We start from the raw sequence: 20,884 nt of genomic DNA, 5'->3' as shown, positions 1-20,884 counted from the left end.
AACCAATTTTTAATACAATCATTATTGTTAGTAAAATATTTCGCGGATGATTCTATGTTATAATACCCTCAGTAACAAATTTTCGTTATTGAGGGTGATTTTATGAAACATTTTTTTGTGAGGGAAAAGATACGGTCAATTGCTGCCATCACGGCAGCTGCAGTTTTGCTTAGTTTCTCCGGTTCCGGAACGATTATTTCCAATGCGGAAGATAAAAGCGATCAGTATATACCTGTAACCCAGGCTATATACCAGGTAAATCCCGTATATGCGGGTATGGTATCGCTTGATGAAATCGATAAGGGCGCTGAGCTTAAGGTTACTTTAGGAGAGGTTTTAAAGACGGCTAATAAAGCTACAACAGTGGATGAAGCTGCAGTTCAGATTAAGGAAGGCCTTAAAAGCCACAGTAAAAATATCAATGTAGCTTTTTCATTTCCCGGAACCAACTATAATGGTACTTCACTTGTAAGTGCCGCTGACAATGCATTTAATAAAGCTATGAACCATACAGGAAAAGGTAATGAAGGTGATTACCTTAAGTGGGGCTACAGTGGCAGAGGAATGCAGGTTGGATACAGCTATCAGGATGGTAATACCGTAGGAACCTTTGCGTTTACCATCACCTACTACACAACCGCTGCCCAGGAACAATCAGTAACAGCCAAGGTTAATCAGATATCCTCTAATCTGGGACTGGCAAGAAAGGGCGAATATGACAAGATTGTTTCCGTATATCAGTATGTCTGCAATAACGTCAGATATAATTACGGAAGCTCTAACATGAAGTACACCTGTTATGCAGCTGCTGTTGATAACAGCGCAGTATGTCAGGGGTATGCACTTTTGGTATACAGACTCCTAAATGACGCGGGCGTAGGCTGCAGAATGCTCGCAGGTAGCACAAGTAATGGTCAGCATGGCTGGAATATTGCCCGTGTTAACGGCCTTTATTACAACCTTGATACAACCTGGGACGCAGGAAAATCCAGCAATCAGTATACATATTTTATGAAGAGTGATGCTGATTTCGTAAACCACAACAGATGGTCTCAATATACTGGAAGCGATTTCTACAGGCAGTTTCCGATGGCTTCCTCCAGTTACAATACAGGCAGCATCGGTGGCAGCGTAGTATATACGCTTAAGCTCAATAAGGACAGCCTAAGTGTTAAGGCAGGTAGCAGCAGTAGCCTTTCAGTAAGCGTTAATCCTTCAAATGCTGACCTTAAGTGGAGTAGCAGCGATGAGGATGTTGCAACGGTTTCTTCATCAGGTAAGGTTAAGGGCGTAGCTGCAGGAACCTGTAAGATTAAGGTTACTTCCGAGGATGGAAGCAAATCAGATACCTGCTATGTAACAGTTACCGGTAAGGGCGCTGCAGTTAAGTCTTTAAAGCTCAATAAGAAGAAGGTTAAGCTTGCAAAGGGTAAGAAGTTTAAGCTTGAAGTTACAATAAAGCCTGAAAATGCAAGTACATCACTTGTATGGAAGAGCAGCAACAGTAAGGTTGCAAAGATATCCAAGAGCGGAACCATTAAGGCTAAGGGTAAAGGAAAATGTAAGATAACCGTCACTACAAAGGACGGCAAAAAGAAAGCGACCTGTAAGGTCACTGTTAGATGAGGGAGACTATAAATCGGTTCAACAAAAATGGACATATGCTATGCATATGCCCATTTTTGTTTCTCATGAAATGGGATAGTGTTTAACTGACGAAAAATTTGTCAGCGATGGTTTCCATATAGATATCGCGCTGGTCAGTAGGTACATCATATTCATCCATTGCCTTGGATACTGACCAATGATTATTGCCTATAGAACGAAGCATGTGTCTGATCAATGTGTAATCAATAACGTTGTCATTTTCAACTTCATTGTTATATTCCTGAGCCAATAATGTTGACATAAAAAACCCCCAAAAATAGACTAGTTTACGGTATTTTATACATATAGTTGATAAAATTCCCCATCAACTACTATATATTGTATTACATATTTGAATTAATGCAACAGATTTCTTTCTAAAAAATGAATATTATTTTTATGTTTTTTTAACCGTTTATACATGCCCCAAAACTTGTTAATTTAATGGAATTTTGATAAAATTATTATCGGAAAAGTGGTTCTGTAATATATGTGAGGCTGATATGCAAAAGACATATATAGTGGAGCGAGACGGGTATCACATTTCTGGGGAAATATATTTGCCGGACGATTCTAAGGGTAGATATCCTATAGTTATCATGGCACATGGCTTCGGGGGAAGCCGTGAGGGAACAAGACCATATGCTGAGATGCTTGTGAAGGAAGGAATTGGCTGCTATATCTTTGATTTTTGCGGCGGAGGTCTTTCCTCTAAAAGTGACGGTAAAATGACTGAAATGTCTGTGCTTACTGAAAGTGAAGACATAGAGGCCGTTGTTGAGAATATCAGAAAGGCTCCCTTTGCTGACAGGAAAAACATATTCCTTATGGGTGAGAGCCAGGGCGGTGTTGCTTCAACAATAGCTGCTGCACAGACTCCCAAGGAAATAAGGGCCATGGTGCTTCTATATCCTGCGTATGTTCTTTTTGATGAAGCAAAGAGAAAGTATCCCAAAAAGGAAATGATCGAGGATTCATCTACAGTTTTCGGGCTTCCTGTCGGAAGGAAGTTCTACGAAGACGTATTTTCATTGGATATTCACGACTGTATGGAAAAATATCACGGGAATGTTCTTATTCTTCATGGAAATATAGATCAGGTTGTTCCCATGTCCTATAGCATTGATGCCAGGAAAAAATTCCCTGCTGCTAAAATAATACAAATTACCGATGCCGGCCATGTTTTTTATGGTAAAGAGGTTGTTAAAGCAGGCAAAGAAATGATATCATTTATACAAGAAAATGTGGATTGAACCACACAAAGGGGGCATATTATGTTTAGCTTATTCGGAAATAAATTACAGGAATTTGATGTAGACGAATTAAAAGAGAGTGCTGAGAAGGTTCTTTCATTCACCGGAGATAAGGCTAAGAGTGCATATTGCTTTGCTTCCGATCGTTTTGAGAAGCTCGATAATGATAAGAAAAACATGATCATTATCGGCCTTTCAGTGTTTGCAATCGTTGTTGTGGTTGCAGGTATTTTCTATCTTGTTGGTAAAAAGGCAGGAAGAAAAGAAGTGTCCTTTGAGTACGAGGAATGGGACAGCTAAGAGCCGCACTTAGCATCGGGATACCGAATACGGTATTCTGTTTAAATTCATGCTTGAATATAAATTTTTGATATGTTAACATATGTGAGTCGCAGATTTTTGCAGATACGCCGGCGTGTCGGAATGGCAGACGATGCAGACTCAAAATCTGTTGTCCTCACGGGCGTGTGGGTTCAAGTCCCACCGCCGGCACTATATAGATCCTGACATTCAAGCAACGATTGTTTGACTGCCGGGATTTTTTATTCCTGTGTTTTGATTCTTTTTTTGCGAGGCAGCCTATGAAGCTTATATCCGTTGATGACATTCAGCAAGGAATGGTACTTGCGCAAAATGTATATACTCTGGACGATCAGCTTGTTCTTCCAAAGGGAACTGCCATTGATCCCAAGGCTATTCGCAGACTCCACAATTACAACATTTTCAATGTATTTATAAATGAAGACGATGAAAAGCCGGAGAGCATCAAGAGCTCTTCTGAGGAATCCTTTGGCAAAAGACTTAAGGAATCTGAGGAGTTCCAGAACTTTAAGAAGGCTCTTGAAAATGATGCCATGCATCTCGAAACTGCTCTTAAGCAGTCCTTTACCTCTGATGAAGCCATAAAGTCCCAGAGCCTAGTGGCTCCTGTAATGATGCTCTTTGATCAGAATGATACAGGTGCCGGAATCATGGACATCATCCATAATATGCGTGGCTATGATGATGCTATTTATATGCATTCCATCAACGTTGCATTGATATCCAACATGATCGCCCGCTGGATGAGAAAAAGCGATGATGAAATCAGAATAGTAACTACCGCAGGACTCGTCCATGATATAGGAAAGCTTGTTATTCCACAGGATATCCTTACAAAGACAACGCCTCTTACGGCTCGTGAAAATGAGACGCTAAAGACCCACGCGCAGCTTGGCTATCAGCTTTTAAAGGATAAGGACATCGACCAGCATATTAAAAATGCCGTTCTCATGCATCACGAAAGACATGACGGCTCAGGTTATCCCTTTGGAATAAAGGGCGAGCAGATAGATGAGGTTGCAAGGATCATCGCTGTAGCTGATATCTATGATGATCTTACGTCAAAGAGAGCAAATCACGATCCTGTCAGTCCCTTCAAGGTTATAGGTGCCTTCGAGGCTGATGGTCTTATTAAATATGATGCTGATGTAATACTTACCTTCCTTAGTCACATTGCCAATACGTTTCTTGCCAATAAGGTGAGACTTAGCAATAATCTTGAGGGTGAGGTTATTTATATAAATCCCGATAATTTGTCACGGCCCACTGTAAAATGTGGTGATTCTTTTATCGATCTCAGTAGAATGAAGGATGTGTATATCACTGAAATAATCTGAGGCATGGTATTTTTGCACAAATATAGGAAACGAAGTTTAGATGTTTCGTTTCTTGTAGGATAAATCAAAAAGTGTTACTATGGTTAAGCGGAAACGTAGAAAAGTATTTTGCGTTTCCACTTTTTTAGGCAAGAAATCAAAGAGAAATATTTGCTTTAGACTTGCCAGGGAAAGAGAGTATGAGAAGAAAACTGTATCTAAACAATAACTGGAAATTCAGTACGGCTTTTGATGAGGGGATGATCCGCGTTGGCTATAACGATTCTGCACTGGAGCAGGTCAGAATACCGCACACGGTTAAGGAGACACCGTTCAACTACTTTGATGATGCTATATATCAGATGGTTAGCGGCTATCGCAAGATCTTTAGGGCAGACCAGCACTGGAGCGGTAAAAAAGTATTCCTTCACTTTGAGGGAGCGGCTCACGAGGCTACTGTTTATTTTAACGGCACCAAACTCGGAGTTCATTCCTGTGGCTATACAGGATTTAAGTTCGATATTTCAGATCTTCTTAATTTTACGGCTGATAACATAATCGCGGTTAAGCTGGACAGCAGAGAGAATCTGAATGTTCCGCCCTTTGGCTTTGTGGTTGACTACATGACCTACGGCGGCATTTACAGAGACGTATATCTTGAGATATCTGAGAGAACCTATGTTGAGGATACATTTGTCTACACTGAGGTTCCTGAGGTATTTAGCGCTGACACAGCTGAAAATGAAGTAGAGGCAAGGACAGTAGGTACTTTCCTTCACGCAAGAGTAAAGCTCGGCGGAGATATTACTGGCTGCGTTGTGACTGAATCACTAAAGCGCATAACCGGTAAGGTTCCGCTTGATGCCAGGGACGAATATGCTGATGAGATAGAGCTTGCCAAGGTTCCTGCCAACAGAGATAACATCCTTGATTATCACACACTTCCCGTTGTGCTCTGGGATGTTGTGAATCCTGCACTTTATGAATTTATAGTAAGGATTTACAAAGGCGAGGAGCTTGTTGATGAGAAGAAGGAAGTGTTCGGATTCAGGAATGCCACCTTCAAGGCCGAAGGTTTTTACCTAAACGGAAGAAAGCTCATTTTAAGAGGCTTAAACAGACATCAGTCATATCCCTATGTGGGCTATGCGATGCCCGCATCAATGCAGATAGAGGATGCAAGGATATTAAAAGAGGAGCTTTGCCTAAATGCGGTAAGAACCTCACATTATCCGCAGTCCCATGACTTCATTGATACCTGTGACAGAATCGGACTTCTGGTGTTTACCGAGATGCCAGGCTGGCAGCACATTGGTGATAAAGCATGGAAAAAGCAGGCAGTTTTAAATGAAAAGGAAATGATCCTGCAATATAGAAATCATCCGTCAATTATCATGTGGGGAGTCAGAATTAACGAATCTGCAGATGATGACTCATTTTATGCAGAGACCAACGAGGTCGCTCATGAGCTTGATCCTTCAAGGCCTACAGGTGGAGTAAGAGCAGCTACCAAGATGCATCTCCTAGAGGATGTTTATACACTTAACGATTTTTCACACAATGGCAAGACTCCGGGATGCATCAAGAAAAAGCAGGCAACTCCTGATATGAGTAAGCCTTATCTTGTTACCGAATACAATGGGCATATGTATCCCACAAAGAGCTTTGATCCTGAGGATAACAAGGTTGAGCATGCCATGAGACATGTTCGCGTAATGGATGCCATCGCAGGTGAAGGCGATATCTCCGGAGGCTTTGGCTGGTGCATGTTCGACTATAACACTCACAAGGACTTTGGTTCCGGTGACAGAATATGCTATCACGGTGTTATGGACATGTTCAGGAATCCCAAGCTTGCATCAAAGGCATACGAGATGCAGGGAGATGATAATACAGTCCTTGAGCTGTCATCTTCAATGGATATCGGCGAGCATCCTGAGTGTATCAGAGGAGATATATGGATCTTTTCCAATGCTGACTCAGTGAAGATGTACAAGAATGACGTATTCATCAAGGAGTTTTTCCCTAAGGATACGCCTTACAAAAATATCAAGAGAGGCCCCATCCTGGTGGATGATTTTATAGGAGATCTTCTTGCTGAAAATGAGAAGTTCTCAAAGAGCTTTGCAGAGGATGTAAAGCATGCTTTGAATACAGCAGCAAGATACGGAATGGATAAGCTTTCTCTTGGAGATAAGATAACAGGCGCCAAGATGATGACCTTCCATCGCATGTCTGTTAAGGACATCGTGGATCTTTATCAGAAATACATAGGCGACTGGGGAGGAAAGGCCACATCATTTAAATTCGAAGCCATTAAAAATGGCGAGGTTGTAAAGACTCTTATAAAGGAAACAGTAAGAGATATCAATCTCGAAACCCTGATAAGCCATACGGATCTCGTAGAAGGTAAATCCTATGACGTGGCTTCAATAAGATTCAGAGTAGTTGACCAGAACGGCAATGTACTTCCGTTCTTTGCTGAGCCCATAAAGCTTAAGGCTGAGGGTGCCATCAGGATCATAGGACCCAAGACCATTCCTGTAAGAGGCGGAATGGCAGGTACATATATCAAGTCCAACAGCCGACAGGGTACAACCGGTAAGCTGACCATCAAGCTTGACGCCGGAGTGGACAGATTAAGAAAAGAAATAAGTTTTAATATACATAAAGAGGTAGGAATTAATGTCTGATAAATCCAAAGTTATTTTCGGAAACGTAATGCCTGACAGTGTTTATAGAAAGGCAGTAAAGACAAAGGAAAAAAATATTAAGAAATTCGGTGACGATTCTAAGGCCAATTATCCTATAAATATCGTAAAAAATGACTATATAGGTGAGAGCCTTGGAGTTCAGAACATCGAGGTTTTGCCTGAAAATACATCAAATGCAGGTAGCCTTCCTTTCGATACTAAGAACGGCATTATCGTTGGAAATATCAGAATGGGATTTGGACATTACAGAATAAGTATGGCCATGGCTTCATGTGCTAAGCACCTTGGCTATACACCCTATTGGATGGATTTAAATTCATATCCGCACACCACCTGCACCAAGGTAATAAGTGCACAGAACGAGCTTTATTCTCTGGGTTCAAGACTTTCAAAGAATCCGATTTTCAATAAGCTTGTCTGGGAGCCTGTTAACTACGAGGGCTTCAGAGCACTGTCCTATAATGCAGCAGATCAGATGAATGCAGAGCTTATGGCACCTGTTTATAAGAATGTTCCCAAGGAGATTCCTGTTATCGGAACCCACGTGTGGCCTGCACAGGCAGCTATCCACGCTGGAATGAAATATGTTGTAAATGCTATTCCCGATAACTGGCCCATGGCACTTCATTTTTCAGAAGGCTCAGTTCACACAATACAGTGCAGAAATGCCTACATGGGATACAGAATCCTTAACGGAATGAACAAGAAGGAAATCTGCAAGCCTATGCCGCAGAAGGATCTTGTATATACAGGTCACTACATCGATCATGAGCTTGTATCCAACATTGAGAGCGACTGCGAGGCAAGGATTTCAAGAAGGAAAAATGGAAAGCCCATGAGATTCCTTCTTACAATCGGAGGAGCAGGAGCTCAGAAGGAGATATTTGCTGCAATTATCAAATACCTTCTTCCCAAGATAGCTGAGAAAAAGGCAGCACTTTACGTTAACGTAGGTGATTACAGACAGGTCTGGGAGGACCTTAAAAAAGAAATTCCTGAGATGAACTCACATATACATGAGCATTTGGGAGATTTCAAGGACACTGAGAAATTCGCAGAGGATGCACTTAATCCGGACACAGAGGTTACAGGAATCCACGGCTTCTGGCACGAAAACATCTTTGAAGCTGTGTACTGCACAAATCTTCTTATGAGAAGCTGCGATGTTCTTGTGACAAAGCCCAGCGAGCTTGCATTTTATCCTGTGCCGAAGCTCTTTATCAAGAGAGTCGGAAAGCATGAGATGTGGGGCGCGATCCACTCAGCAGAGGTGGGCGACGGAACCCTTGAGTGCAGAGATATTCCTCACACAGTACAGATGCTTGATCAGTTCCTTGAGACACCACTTCTTGATGAGATGTGTGAGTGCATTTTGGAAAATAAAAAGTCAGGCCTTTATGACGGAGCCTACAAGGTAGTAGAGCTTGCTATGGGTATGAAAAAAGAAATCTGATAGGGAGAAGGAAGAAAATGAACAAACAGAGTAAACTTTCAGCAGGGGCAAAGGCATCCTATGGATTGGGTGCAGTTGGTAAGGACATGGTATATATGCTTTCAGCATCCTACGTTCTTTATTATTTCCAGGATATCCTGGGAGTCAGCGCAGTGGCTATGGGTGCGATACTTATGGCAGCCCGCGTATTTGATGCTTTTAACGATCCGATCATGGGAATGGTCGTGGCAAAGACCAAGACACGCTTTGGTAAATTCAGACCCTGGCTTCTTATCGGAACCATTACAAATGCAATAATTTTATACATGATGTTTACAGCTCCGCCTACATTAAAAGGCTCAGGACTTGTGGTATACGCTGCAGTTACCTATATCCTCTGGGGCGTAACCTACACAATGATGGACATCCCTTACTGGTCAATGATTCCTGCTTTTACTGAGGGAGGAAAAGAGAGAGAAGGCCTTACAACACTCGCCCGTTCCTGTGCAGGTGTGGGATCAGCGATAATCACTATCGTTACCGTTATGTCTGTATCAGCACTTGGCCGTATGTTTGGCGGTGAGGGCATCACAGACAGAGAGGTTGAGAGAGTGGGATTTTCATATTTCACCCTGGGCGTCGCAGTACTGTTTATAGCATTTACTGTTATCTGCTGCCTCAGTGTTAAGGAGAAATCAACAGTAGATATGGATTCTCCTTCAATAGGCGAGATGTTCAAGGCGCTCATTCAGAACGATCAGGCTATGGCAGTAGTTGTTGCTATCGTTATCGTAAACTGCTCAATTTATATAACGTCAAACCTTGTAATCTATTTTTTTAAATACGATTTTGGTGGAACCGACTGGAGAGGCGCATATACACTGTTCTCTACCTTTGGCGGCGGAATACAGATTCTTGCTATGATGCTTCTGTATCCCTTTCTTAGAAGGTTCTTTACATCAATAAAGATTTATTACATAAGCATGGGAATGGCTATTGTAGGATATATTTCACTCCTCGCACTGGCTTCCACATCAATGAACAATGTGTATCTTCTGTTTGTTCCCGGCTTCTTCATCTTTGCAGCAAACGGAATGCTCTCAGTAATCACAACAGTATTCCTTGCAAATACAGTTGACTACGGCGAACTTAAAAACGGAAGAAGAGATGAGTCAGTTATCTTCTCGATGCAGACCTTCGTAGTAAAGCTTGCTTCAGGAGTATCAGCCTTTATCGCTGCGCTGTCACTACAGATGCTTGCACTCAGCAATGACACAGCAGAGGCTGCAGAAGCAGTTGACTATTCACTTGGCGTAGGCGCTATGCAGAAGATGGGCCTTCGTATGACAATGACAATAATTCCCATTGCAGGACTTGTTTTTGCAATATTCTGGTTCAGCAAAAAGTACATTCTCACTGATGAGAAGATCGAAGAAATTGCTGCGGAGATTGCAGAGGGAAAACGAAAAATCGCATAATTATGACAAACGTGGCGTAAATTATTTGCGCCACGTTTTATTTTTATGCAGTTTCCGATAGGGTAAATAGTATTGTTAGATTTGCCATTTTGGTGTATGCTATATATTGTTTAGTAGTATGCTTAGAACGATTATGTCCATACAAGATATAGGGGTCTAAAACCTACAAAAATTGACAGAGGATACTATGGATTGTAAAGAATTTCAGAGGATGATTCCGGGCTTTTTAGCAGATGAACTGGATAATTATTCTCTTGAAGCTTTTTTGAATCATATGGATAAATGCAAGAACTGTAAGGAAGAGCTTACCATACAGTTTCTTATTGAAACAGGTATTCAGAGGCTTGAGGATGGAAGTACGTTTAACCTTGCCAATGAACTGCAGACTACCACTAACGACGCCTGGCAGAGACTGCGTGTCAGGAAGAGGTTGCTTAATGCGGCCTTTTTTCTGCAGGTTATAGTTGTGGCTGAGATCATAGCAGCGATTGCACTTGCTATAGGACTTGGATAATACAAAATACTACTTAGATATTAAGCATAAAAAATATAAAGCCAGTTGGGGACATTTTTTAAAATGGGGAAGAAATTACTACTTATAGACGGACACAGCATATTGAACAGAGCATTTTACGGGCTTCCGGATCTTACTAATTCCGAAGGCCTTCATACAGGTGCCGTCTATGGATTTCTGAATATTCTTTTCAGACTCATTGACGAGGAGCAGCCGGACTACGTGACTGTTGCCTTTGACGTTCATGAGCCGACTTTCAGACACAAGATATATGCAGAGTACAAGGGCACCAGAAAGCCCATGCCTGAAGAGCTTCGTCAGCAGGTACCTCTTATGAAGGAGGTTCTGGACAGCATGAAGATATGCCGCATGGAAAAGCCGGGGCTTGAAGCTGACGATATCCTTGGAACCATCGCCAAGCGTGGCGAGAAGGAGGGTATGGAGGTAAGACTTGTCTCCGGAGACCGAGATCTTCTTCAGGTTGCAACAGATCATATCTGTGTCAGAATCCCTAAGACAAAAGCGGGAAAGACCGAAATCGAGAACTACTTCGCAAAGGATGTGGAGGAGCTCTACAAGGTTAACCCCATACAGTTTATAGAGCTTAAGGCACTCATGGGAGATTCATCCGATAACATTCCGGGTGTTCCCAAGGTAGGTGAGAAGACTGCGATAGAGCTTATGACCACCTACGGATCCATTGAGAAAATCTATGAGAACCTTGATAACATCAGTAAGAAATCAATAAGAGAGTCCCTGGCAGCCAACAGAGAGCTCTGTGATTTAAGCAAGGTGCTTGCAACAATCGATGTTAATGCAGAGTTCGACTATGAATTCGAGAATGCAGGTATAGACGACATCCTTGGCAGAGATGCCTATGAGATGTTTAAGAGGCTGAACTTCAGGAACCTGTTATCAAGATTCGATGACAATGTTACCAAGACCGAGGTAAAGCTGGTAATTGACGAGATATCCGGAATGGATAAGGTTGAGGCAGCTTTTAAGGAAGCTTCTGTATACGCTGGCGGTCATGATGACAGATTCATTGGAATCGGAATCCTCTCAGACCTTACAGGCGGAGTCGGAAAGGGCAAGGAAAATCAGCAGCTTTCACTCTTTGAGACCTTCGAAGAGCCTAAGACACTTATCGGATTTGCCATCTGCACCTCAGATAACAAGGTAACTTATTTTGAGACAGATGATGCAGTTACAGAAGGATATCTTGGACAAAAGCTTGAAGAGCTATCAAAGGACTGCAGACTTTCATTTTTTGATATAAAGCATGCCTACAGATACTTTAAGCCCTTCGAGATAGATAATTACGAGGATAAGAAAAAGGCATCCTTTGATACACTTATCGGAGCATATCTTATAAATCCTCTTAAGAATGACTATCTGCCTGAGGATATAGCAACTGAGTATCTGCAGCTTTCCATAAGGTCTAAAACCGAGATTTTCGGAAAAGAGAATCCCGCTGATGCTGATAAGGACTTAAGAAAAGAGTACGCTGGATATCTTGCCTATGTGAACTTTATGGCAGCTCCCAAAATTGAGGAGCGCCTCGAGAAAGAGGATATGCTTACTCTTATGACAGACATAGAGATGCCTCTTACCTACATTCTCTACGATATGGAGAAGGAAGGCATTCTTGTTAAGAGAGACGAGCTTAAGATTTACGGAGATAAGCTTACAGGCAGAATAAATGAGCTTGATTCAAGCATACATGAGGAAGTTAAGAGTACGACAAACGGTGAAGTAACTGATTTTAATATCAATTCACCCAAGCAGCTTGGAGAAATTCTCTTTGAGAAATTGGGACTCCAGGGCGGTAAAAAGACCAAGACCGGTTATTCCACAGCAGCGGACGTACTTGAGAAGCTCGCTGCAGAGAATCCAATAGTTAAGGATATCTTAGAGTACAGAGGTCTTACAAAGCTTAAGAGTACCTACGCAGATGGCCTTGCAGCCTTTATCGGCGATGATGAGAGGATACATACAAGCTTTAACCAGACGATTACAGCTACAGGAAGAATAAGCTCAACAGAGCCTAATCTTCAGAATATCCCCATGAGAACAGAGCTTGGAAGAGCTATCAGAAAAGTATTTGTTCCAAAGGAAGGCTATGTATTTGCAGATGCGGATTACTCTCAGATCGAACTGAGAATCCTTGCACATATGTCCGGGGATAAGGGACTTATCGATGCTTATCATGAGGGAAAAGACATTCACAGAGCCACAGCCTCCAAGGTATTTGGAATTCCCTTCGAGGAAGTGACGGATATCCAGAGAAGAAATGCAAAGGCTGTAAACTTCGGAATTGTCTATGGTATAAGCGCCTTCGGATTAAGTGAGGATCTTAATATCTCCAGATCTGACGCAAAGAAGTACATGGAGGACTACCTTGCGACATATCCGGGAGTTAAGGAATATCAGGATAAGGCTGTTAATGATGCAAAGGAAAAGGGCTACGCCATAACTCTTTACAAGAGAAGACGTCCCATGCCGGAGCTTAAATCCGGTAACTTCATGCAGAGACAGTTTGGTGAGAGAGTTGCAATGAACGCTCCCATTCAGGGAACAGCAGCTGACATCATCAAGATCGCCATGATAAGGGTATGGAGACGCATCAGAAAAGAAGAACTTAAATCCAGAATGATTCTTCAGATTCATGATGAACTTTTGATAGAGACAGCAAAGGACGAGGTGGAAATTATTAGTAAGCTCCTTGAGGAAGAGATGACAAAGGCAGCTGACCTCCTTGTTCCCATGGAGGCTGAATGCCACACAGGTACTGACTGGTTTGAGGCGAAGTAAGTGACAAAGATTATAGGAATTACCGGCGGTGTTGGAGCCGGTAAGAGCACAGTTTTGAACTACATACAGAAGAAATGCAAATGCAGGATCATCTTTTCGGATAATGTTGCTAACGACATAAAGCTTAAGGGGCAGCCCTGTTACGAGCCTATAGTCAAACTGTTATCTGAGGATATTCTTGGAAGTGACCTTGAAATCGATAAGAGCAAAATGGCCGCAAAGATCTTTTCTGATGAAAAGTTTTTAAAGCAGGTTAATGAAATCCTTCATCCTGCGGTTAACAACTTTATATTCGGGGAGATTGATAAGGAGAGGAAATCAGGTGAGCTTGATTATCTTTTCATAGAGGCGGCGCTGCTTATCGAGAATGGGTATGACAAAATAGTAGATGAACTGTGGTACATATATGCATCGGAGGATGTGAGGAGGCAGAGACTTAAGGCTTCCAGAGGCTACTCTGATGAGAAGATAAACGACATTTTAAGCGGGCAGCTAAGTGACGAAGAATTTAGAAGGTATGCCGATTTTGTAATAGACAATAGCGGTGATGAAAAGGACACGGAAAGTCAAATTGATTCAAAGCTGGGGGAAAACTGATGGCAACGATGGCAGAACAATCAGAAAAAAATGTAGTATTCGGTCTTGATATCGGAACAAGAAGCGTGGTGGGGTCAGTTGGATACATGGAGGATGAGATCTTCAATGTTATCGCCCAGTGCGTAGAAAAGCATGAGACCAGAGCAATGCTCGATGGACAGATCCACGACATTGGTAAGGTCGGCGCGACAATCAGAAAGGTTAAGGAAAACCTGGAGCAGCAGACACAGATACATTTAACAGATGTATGCATCGCAGCCGCTGGTCGTGTGCTCAGAACCATGAAGACCAACTTCGAGGAGGAGTATACCGACAACAGAGAGCTCACAGAGGAGGAAATCTATAACTTAGAGTCCAAGGCTGTTGAGAAGGCATATCAGGAGTTCCTGGCACAGAATCAGTCAGATATGAAGTTCTATCTGGTTGGATATTCTGTAATGCATTATTATCTTGATGATTACCAGATAGCTAACCTTGAGGGACATAATGCAGGAAGAGTTGCAATTGACCTTATCGCAACATTCCTTCCTGATGACTGTGTTGACGGACTTTATAAAGCCTGTGAGAGAGCAGACCTTAAAGTAGCTAATATGACTCTCGAGCCTATAGCCGCTATGATGGTTGCAATCCCGCCTCAGTACAGAATGCTGAACCTTGCACTTGTTGACGTAGGTGCAGGTACATCCGATATTTGTATCACTGATGATGGAACGATCACATCCTATGGTATGCTTCCCATCGCCGGTGACTCAATTACAGAAATAATTGCCCAGCACTGCCTTGTTGATTTCAACACAGCAGATCAGATAAAAATTGATGCAAGCCACATGGATCAGGTTAAGTATGTGGACATCATGGGCCTTGAAAAGACAATCTCCGCTAAAGAGATTGCAAAGATGATAAAGCCCCTTGTTGAGAAGATGTCCAAGATGGTAACCCAGCAGATCAAGCAGCTTAACGGCAATAAGCCTGTTAGCGCTGTATTTGTAGTAGGTGGTGGCGGATGCGTTCCCGGATATACCAAGGCTCTTGCCAAGGAGATGAAGATTCCGGAGGAGCGTGTTGCACTTCGCGGTGAGGAAGTTATGAAGAACATTCGCTTCCTTAACGAGGATGAGACCATCGAGCATGATTCTCTTATGGTTACTCCTCTTGGTATCTGCGTAAGCTTTTATGAGCAGTCCAACAACTTTGTATTTGTTTCATTCAACGGACAGCAGACCAAGATTTATGACAATGGTAAGCTTGCGATTGTCGACGCAGCTATGCAGGCAGATTTCCCCAACGAGGATCTCTTCCCCAAGCGCGGTGAGGAGCTTAGATTCACTGTCAACGGACAGGAGAGAATGGTTCGCGGTGAGCCCGGTGAAGCAGCTGTTATCACACTTAACGGTGCACCTGCAGACATCCATACCAAGATTCATGCCAACGACATAATCGAGGTAACAAGCTCTACTGTAGGAAAAGCAGGTAAGAGCGAGCTTTCGGACATCCCTGAATTTAAGGGAACGATCAACATCACAGTAGATGGCAAAAATATAGATGTTCCGAGAACCGCAGAGGTTAACGGTGTACCTCAGACAGGTCTCTACGACATTAAGTCAGGCGATGACATCAAGGTTCTTGATTACGAGACAGCAGCTCAGATAGCACAGCTCCTTGACATTGACCTCACAGAGTTTACAGTTATAACTGTTAATAATGAGGTTGCAAACGGGGACACACCTGTTTACGAGAACTTCAAGGTTGAGTTTAAGAGCGGCACTGATGCTATCATGGATTACTATGCTAACTTCCCTGATGCAGACGAGGTGGCAATAGAGCAGGAGAATGAGGAATCCTCCTATGATGCGGATGCTGATCTTGACCTTGAGGAGAATGAGGACGGAAGTCTTAGCTTCTCAGGCGGAACAACAACTCAGGCAACTGTTGAAAGAACCGCAGCGCCCACCAGACGTGTGATTACACATGATCTTCATGTAATAGTTAACAATGAGCCTATTGTACTTCACGGCAAATCGGATTATATTTTTGTAGATATATTCGATGTAATAGATTTTGATCTCAGCAAGCCGAACGGCAGATCGATAGTAACTACGCTAAATGGCGGTACTCCCGACTACATGCAGGCTATTCATGAGGGCGACAAGATCGAAGTATATTGGAAATAGTAAATAAATTTTTAATATTATAAACACATATTTTTCACAGATTAAATTTAGTATTGAAACGGAGACTGCATTATATGAGACTGGCAAGCCTCTCGAGTGGCAGTAGTGGGAACAGTATTTACGTAGGTTCCGATACCACTCACATCCTTGTAGATACGGGATGTAGTAAAAAAAGAATAGTTGAAGGTTTGTCTAAATTAGAACTTTCACTAGATGACATTGATGCAATCTTTGTCACCCATGAACATTCGGATCACATAGCCGGATTACACACAATCCTTAAGAAGCATGATATTCCTGTGTTTGCTACCAGGGGAACGTTGCAGGGCATTCGTGCAAGTGATAAGAAGGGCGAGATGGTTGCTTCCGAATTTCATGAAATAAGGGCCGATGAAAAGGTATCGGTCAAGGATCTCGTTATAAATCCGATCACAATAATGCACGATGCACTTGAGCCTGTGGCATACAGAATTGCCTGTGGTGATAAGAGAATCGGAATCGCAACTGATCTTGGATGCTATAATGAGTACACAGTTGATAATTTAAAGGGAATGGATGCAGTACTTCTTGAAGCCAATCACGATGTGAGAATGCTTCAGACGGGACCATATCCGTATCAGCTGAAAAGACGAATACTTGGTGAAAAAGGACATTTGTCCAACGAAAAAAGTGGGGAGCTTCTTTGCAGAATCCTGCATGATAATCTAAAAGGAATTCTCTTGGGACACCTAAGTAAAGAAAATAATCTTCCTGAGCTGGCCTATGAAACTGTTCGGGTTGAGATAGAAATGGGCGACAACCCATATCACGGAAATGACTTTCCTATAATGGTAGCTGCGAGAAATGAGCTTTCTCCTGTTATCGAAGTGTGAAAAAAGTGAGGAGTAAAATATTATGAATAAGATTATTATTACTGTTGTTGGTAAGGACACAGTTGGTATCATCGCTAAGGTATGCACATACCTTGCTGAGAATGGTATCAACATTCTTGACATTTCCCAAACTATAGTTTCCGGATATTTCAATATGATGATGATAGTTGACGTGGCTAAGAGCCAGGTCGACTTCATGGACATGTCTGATTCTCTTGAAAGCCTCGGCGAAGACATTGGAGTAGTTATTAAGTGTCAGAGAGAAGAGATTTTTGATTCAATGCACAGACTCTAATACACTGCTTTAATACCGAAGGGGAACGGATAAATGATCAACATAAATGAAGTTTCAGAAACAAATGAAATGATCGAAAAGGAAAACCTTGATGTAAGAACAATTACAATGGGTATCAGCCTTTTTGATTGCATAAACTCAGATCTTGATACACTTAACAAAAACATATATGAAAAGATATATGGCTCTGCCAAGGATCTTGTTCAGACAGGTGAGGATATCGCTAAGGAGTTCGGAATTCCGATCGTAAATAAGAGAATCTCCGTAACACCTATTGCGCTTATAGGTGCTGCTGCCTGCAAGACCTCAGATGATTATGTGACAATTGCCAAGACACTTGATAAGGTTGCCAAGGCTGTAGGTATAAACTTCCTTGGTGGCTATAGTGCGCTTGTAAGTAAGGGCATGACTAATGCAGACAGACTTCTCATTGAGTCTATTCCAAAGGCACTCGCTGAGACAGATGTCGTATGCTCTTCAGTAAATGTAGGCTCCACCAAGACCGGTATCAACATGGATGCAGTTCGTCTTCTTGGAGATGTGATCGTAAAAACTGCAGAAGCTACAAAGGACAACGACAGCGCAGGCTGCACAAAGCTTGTAGTTTTCTGTAATGCTCCTGATGATAATCCCTTCATGGCAGGTGCTTTCCATGGCGTAACTGAGGCTGACAGAATTATCAATGTCGGTGTCAGTGGTCCCGGAGTTGTTAAGACTGCGCTTGAGAAGGTTCGCGGTGAGAACTTCGAGATTCTCTGCGAGACCATTAAGAAGACTGCTTTCAAGGTAACACGTGTTGGACAGCTTGTTGCAAAGGAAGCCTCCGAAAGACTTGGCGTTCCCTTTGGAATCGTTGATCTGTCCCTTGCACCTACACCTGCTATCGGCGACAGTGTTGCTGATATTCTCCATGAGATCGGTGTTGAGCATGCCGGTGCTCCCGGAACAACAGCAGCACTTGCACTTCTTAACGATCAGGTAAAGAAGGGCGGCGCTATGGCTTCTTCCTATGTAGGAGGTCTTTCAGGTGCGTTTATTCCTGTAAGTGAGGATCAGGGAATGATAAATGCGGTTAATGCCGGCGCTCTGACACTAGAGAAGCTCGAGGCTATGACCTGCGTATGCTCAGTTGGTCTTGATATGATCGCTATTCCCGGTGATACAAAGAGCACCACCATTGCGGGAATCATCGCTGATGAGATGGCTATCGGTATGATCAATCAGAAGACAACAGCAGTAAGACTTATCCCTGTTATCGGTAAGAAGGCAGGTGATACAGTAGACTTTGGCGGACTTCTGGGATTTGGTCCCATCATGAGCGTTAACAAATTCTCCTGTGATGAGTTCGTAAACAGAGGCGGAAGAATACCTGCGCCTATACACAGCTTTAAGAACTAAGCTGAATAAATATAAAAAGCCGGCACTTCCGGCGGATAGGAACTGACAACTTTAAAAGATGGAAAAGTTCAAGAATATTTCCGAAAAGGTTTCGGAAAAATCTGGGAAACTAAATAGATTTTTGAGAAGGAATGCTGCAGGGCAGACCTCAGAAAAGGGCTCTGTAGTAAACCGCATTAAAAATAATTCCACTCTCGACAAAATGAAGAAAAACTGGAAGAGAGGAAGAAGCACCAAGAAGGCCATAAGAGAGACAGCTGTTTCCTGGGCTTTCCTGCTGCCCAGTCTTATGGGAGTTCTTACATTCTTCGTAATTCCTTTCTGCGTAGTTGTATTCTACGCCGTGGTTAATAACCCGATTCAGAAGGAATTTGTAGGAATGTTTAACTTCGAAAGAGTATTTACCAACAATGCCTTCAGGCAGGCTGCATCCAATACCTTCATGTTTTCTATTATTGCAGTGCCTCTGGCTGTTGCGCTTTCACTATTTCTGGCGGTGGTAATGGAATCGGGAATTCCCTTCAAGAGTCAGTTTAGAAGCTTTTTCCTGAGTCCCATGATGGTTCCGATAGCATCTATCGTCCTTATATGGCAGGTGCTTTTCCACTTTAACGGAATTGTCAATGTAATAGGAATGTACTTTGGCGGGCCTAAGATTGACTGGCTTAAGTCAGATAAGGCTCAGATAGTTATTGTCGCGTTGTTCCTATGGAAGAACCTGGGATACAACATGATCCTGTTTATGGCTGCGCTGTCCAGCGTACCCAAAGACCTTATTGAGGTTGCGAGACTTGAGAGTGCGACAGATAGCCAGATTTTCTGGACTATCAAGATGAGATATCTTTCATCAACAGTACTCTTTGTTACGATAATGTCTCTTATCAACTCCTTTAAGGTATTTAGAGAGATTTATCTATTAACCGGAGATTATCCATATAAAACGCTGTATATGATGCAGCACTTTATGAATAATACATTTGCGTCTGTCGATTATCAGAAGCTTTCCGCTTCGGCCATAATGATGGCTCTGGTAATCGTTGTACTTATGCTCATAATGTTTCTTACGGAAAACCGGTATGGAAAGGATATAGAAGGCTGATATGGCGGGAATGAAATTGCCTACCGGTGAGCAACAGTTCTACGAGAGAGCTATTCGGAAGGCAAGACGAAAAAAGAAAATATACAAATACGGCATTATAGCCGGAACAATTATATGTACAATTTTTGCAGCATTGTTCCTGCTGCCGACAATACTTACAATAACAAATTCATTCATGAGTTCGTCTGAGATCAATGCCAACTACGGCGCGGTATTTCAGACCACTGAAACGGGCGGTAAGGTATTTATTTCAAAAACGGTAAACCTGAAGTTTATACCTGATATGGTGTCCTTCAGTCAGTACTTCACGGTGCTGTTTAAATCACCTGAGTACCTGGTTAAGTTTTGGAACAGTGTGTTCTATGTTGTTCCGATTCTTGTAGTACAGCTCATGGTTGCGATGCTTGCATCCTACGGATTTGCAAGATATAAGGGCAGGGTAAGAGAAATAATCTTCTTTATATACATCATAATGATGCTTATGCCTTACCAGGTTACACTGGTTCCCAACTATCTGGTTTCATCCTGGCTTAAGATACTTGATACCAGATGGGCGATATGGCTTCCGGGATTCTTTTCACCGTTTGCGGTTTATCTGCTTACGAAGTTTATACGAAGAATACCCACAGAGGTTATGGAAGCTGCATCGATCGATGGTGCCAGCGAGTGGCAGATATTCTCACAGATATGTTTCCCGCTTTGTAAGAGCGGACTTATATCAATAGCGATCCTTGTGTTTATTGATTATTGGAACATGGTTGAGCAGCCACTGATACTTTTAACTAATGATGAGCTTCATCCACTCTCGGTATTTTTGTCGAAGATCAATGCAGGAGAGATAAGCCTTGCATTCGCGGTCGCAGTTATTTATCTGGTGCCTCCGCTTCTGATCTTCCTCTACGGGGAAGAGTACCTTATCGAAGGTATTTCATACCAGGGTGGTTTAAAAGGATAGATTTTATT

General features: G+C 42.4%; 17 protein-coding genes and 1 tRNA gene. 17 read left to right on the top strand and 1 reads right to left on the bottom strand.

Going from position 1 to position 20,884, the window contains the following annotated elements; translation table 11 throughout:
- The first annotated feature begins 102 nt into the window (after positions 1-102).
- Positions 103-1,626: an Ig-like domain-containing protein gene (locus tag G587_RS23995; RefSeq protein WP_051200526.1), complete on the top strand. Its 1,524-nt coding sequence runs from the start codon at positions 103-105 to the stop codon at positions 1,624-1,626.
- Between the two features lie 82 nt (positions 1,627-1,708).
- Here the strand turns inward: G587_RS23995 and G587_RS0101555 are convergent, their stop codons facing one another.
- A complete protein-coding gene (locus G587_RS0101555; RefSeq protein WP_026490798.1) occupies positions 1,709-1,909 on the bottom strand; it encodes a hypothetical protein in 201 nt (66 codons plus the stop codon).
- Positions 1,910-2,150: 241 nt separating this feature from the next.
- Between G587_RS0101555 and G587_RS0101550 the strand changes: the two genes are divergently transcribed.
- The 16 genes from G587_RS0101550 to G587_RS0101475 all read left to right on the top strand — a co-directional run bounded on the left by G587_RS0101550 (position 2,151) and on the right by G587_RS0101475 (position 20,876).
- The gene (locus tag G587_RS0101550; RefSeq protein WP_051200524.1) at positions 2,151-2,900 is read left to right on the top strand and encodes an alpha/beta hydrolase; all 750 of its coding nucleotides are present in this window, start codon (positions 2,151-2,153) and stop codon (positions 2,898-2,900) included.
- 21 nt (positions 2,901-2,921) lie between these two features.
- Positions 2,922-3,200, top strand: a complete 279-nt coding sequence (locus G587_RS0101545) for a hypothetical protein (protein ID WP_026490796.1) — start codon at positions 2,922-2,924, stop codon at positions 3,198-3,200.
- 109 nt (positions 3,201-3,309) lie between these two features.
- Positions 3,310-3,392 (top strand) — tRNA-Leu (locus G587_RS0101540).
- Between the two features lie 89 nt (positions 3,393-3,481).
- Positions 3,482-4,558 carry an HD-GYP domain-containing protein gene (locus tag G587_RS0101535; RefSeq protein WP_026490795.1) on the top strand — a complete coding sequence of 359 codons (1,077 nt, stop codon included), beginning with the start codon at positions 3,482-3,484 and terminating at the stop codon, positions 4,556-4,558.
- Positions 4,559-4,737: 179 nt separating this feature from the next.
- Positions 4,738-7,230 (top strand): glycoside hydrolase family 2 protein, encoded by a 2,493-nt coding sequence (locus G587_RS0101530; protein ID WP_026490794.1) that lies wholly within the window; start codon positions 4,738-4,740, stop codon positions 7,228-7,230.
- A complete protein-coding gene (locus tag G587_RS0101525; RefSeq protein WP_026490793.1) occupies positions 7,223-8,704 on the top strand; it encodes a DUF6937 domain-containing protein in 1,482 nt (493 codons plus the stop codon). The genes G587_RS0101530 and G587_RS0101525 overlap by 8 nt, the downstream gene beginning before the upstream one ends.
- Positions 8,705-8,721: 17 nt before the next feature.
- Positions 8,722-10,161: a glycoside-pentoside-hexuronide (GPH):cation symporter gene (locus G587_RS0101520; protein ID WP_026490792.1), complete on the top strand. Its 1,440-nt coding sequence runs from the start codon at positions 8,722-8,724 to the stop codon at positions 10,159-10,161.
- 187 nt (positions 10,162-10,348) lie between these two features.
- The gene (locus G587_RS20935) at positions 10,349-10,675 is read left to right on the top strand and encodes a zf-HC2 domain-containing protein (protein ID WP_051200522.1); all 327 of its coding nucleotides are present in this window, start codon (positions 10,349-10,351) and stop codon (positions 10,673-10,675) included.
- Positions 10,676-10,738: 63 nt separating this feature from the next.
- Entirely contained in the window at positions 10,739-13,489 is a 2,751-nt protein-coding gene (gene polA / locus G587_RS0101510) for a DNA polymerase I (protein WP_026490791.1), read from the top strand.
- Positions 13,490-14,086: a dephospho-CoA kinase gene (coaE, locus tag G587_RS0101505; protein ID WP_026490790.1), complete on the top strand. Its 597-nt coding sequence runs from the start codon at positions 13,490-13,492 to the stop codon at positions 14,084-14,086.
- Entirely contained in the window at positions 14,086-16,257 is a 2,172-nt protein-coding gene (locus G587_RS0101500) for a cell division protein FtsA (RefSeq protein WP_026490789.1), read from the top strand. Before coaE ends, G587_RS0101500 begins: the two co-directional genes overlap by 1 nt.
- 74 nt (positions 16,258-16,331) lie before the next feature.
- Positions 16,332-17,129, top strand: a complete 798-nt coding sequence (locus G587_RS0101495) for an MBL fold metallo-hydrolase (RefSeq protein WP_026490788.1) — start codon at positions 16,332-16,334, stop codon at positions 17,127-17,129.
- Between the two features lie 22 nt (positions 17,130-17,151).
- Entirely contained in the window at positions 17,152-17,424 is a 273-nt protein-coding gene (locus tag G587_RS0101490; RefSeq protein WP_026490787.1) for an ACT domain-containing protein, read from the top strand.
- 33 nt (positions 17,425-17,457) lie between these two features.
- A complete protein-coding gene (locus G587_RS0101485) occupies positions 17,458-18,822 on the top strand; it encodes a PFL family protein (RefSeq protein ID WP_026490786.1) in 1,365 nt (454 codons plus the stop codon).
- Positions 18,823-18,880: 58 nt separating this feature from the next.
- Positions 18,881-19,921, top strand: coding sequence for a carbohydrate ABC transporter permease (locus tag G587_RS0101480; protein WP_242830012.1), 1,041 nt, complete (start codon positions 18,881-18,883; stop codon positions 19,919-19,921).
- A gap of 1 nt (position 19,922) precedes the next feature.
- Positions 19,923-20,876, top strand: a complete 954-nt coding sequence (locus G587_RS0101475) for a carbohydrate ABC transporter permease (RefSeq protein WP_242830011.1) — start codon at positions 19,923-19,925, stop codon at positions 20,874-20,876.
- Positions 20,877-20,884: the final 8 nt, after the last annotated feature.

This window comes from Butyrivibrio sp. XPD2002, assembly GCF_000423945.1.
In the GTDB taxonomy this organism is placed as follows: Bacteria; Bacillota; Clostridia; order Lachnospirales; family Lachnospiraceae; genus Butyrivibrio.
Note: the sequence above shows the minus strand (reverse complement) of the source record. Positions and strands in the feature narration are given on the sequence as shown.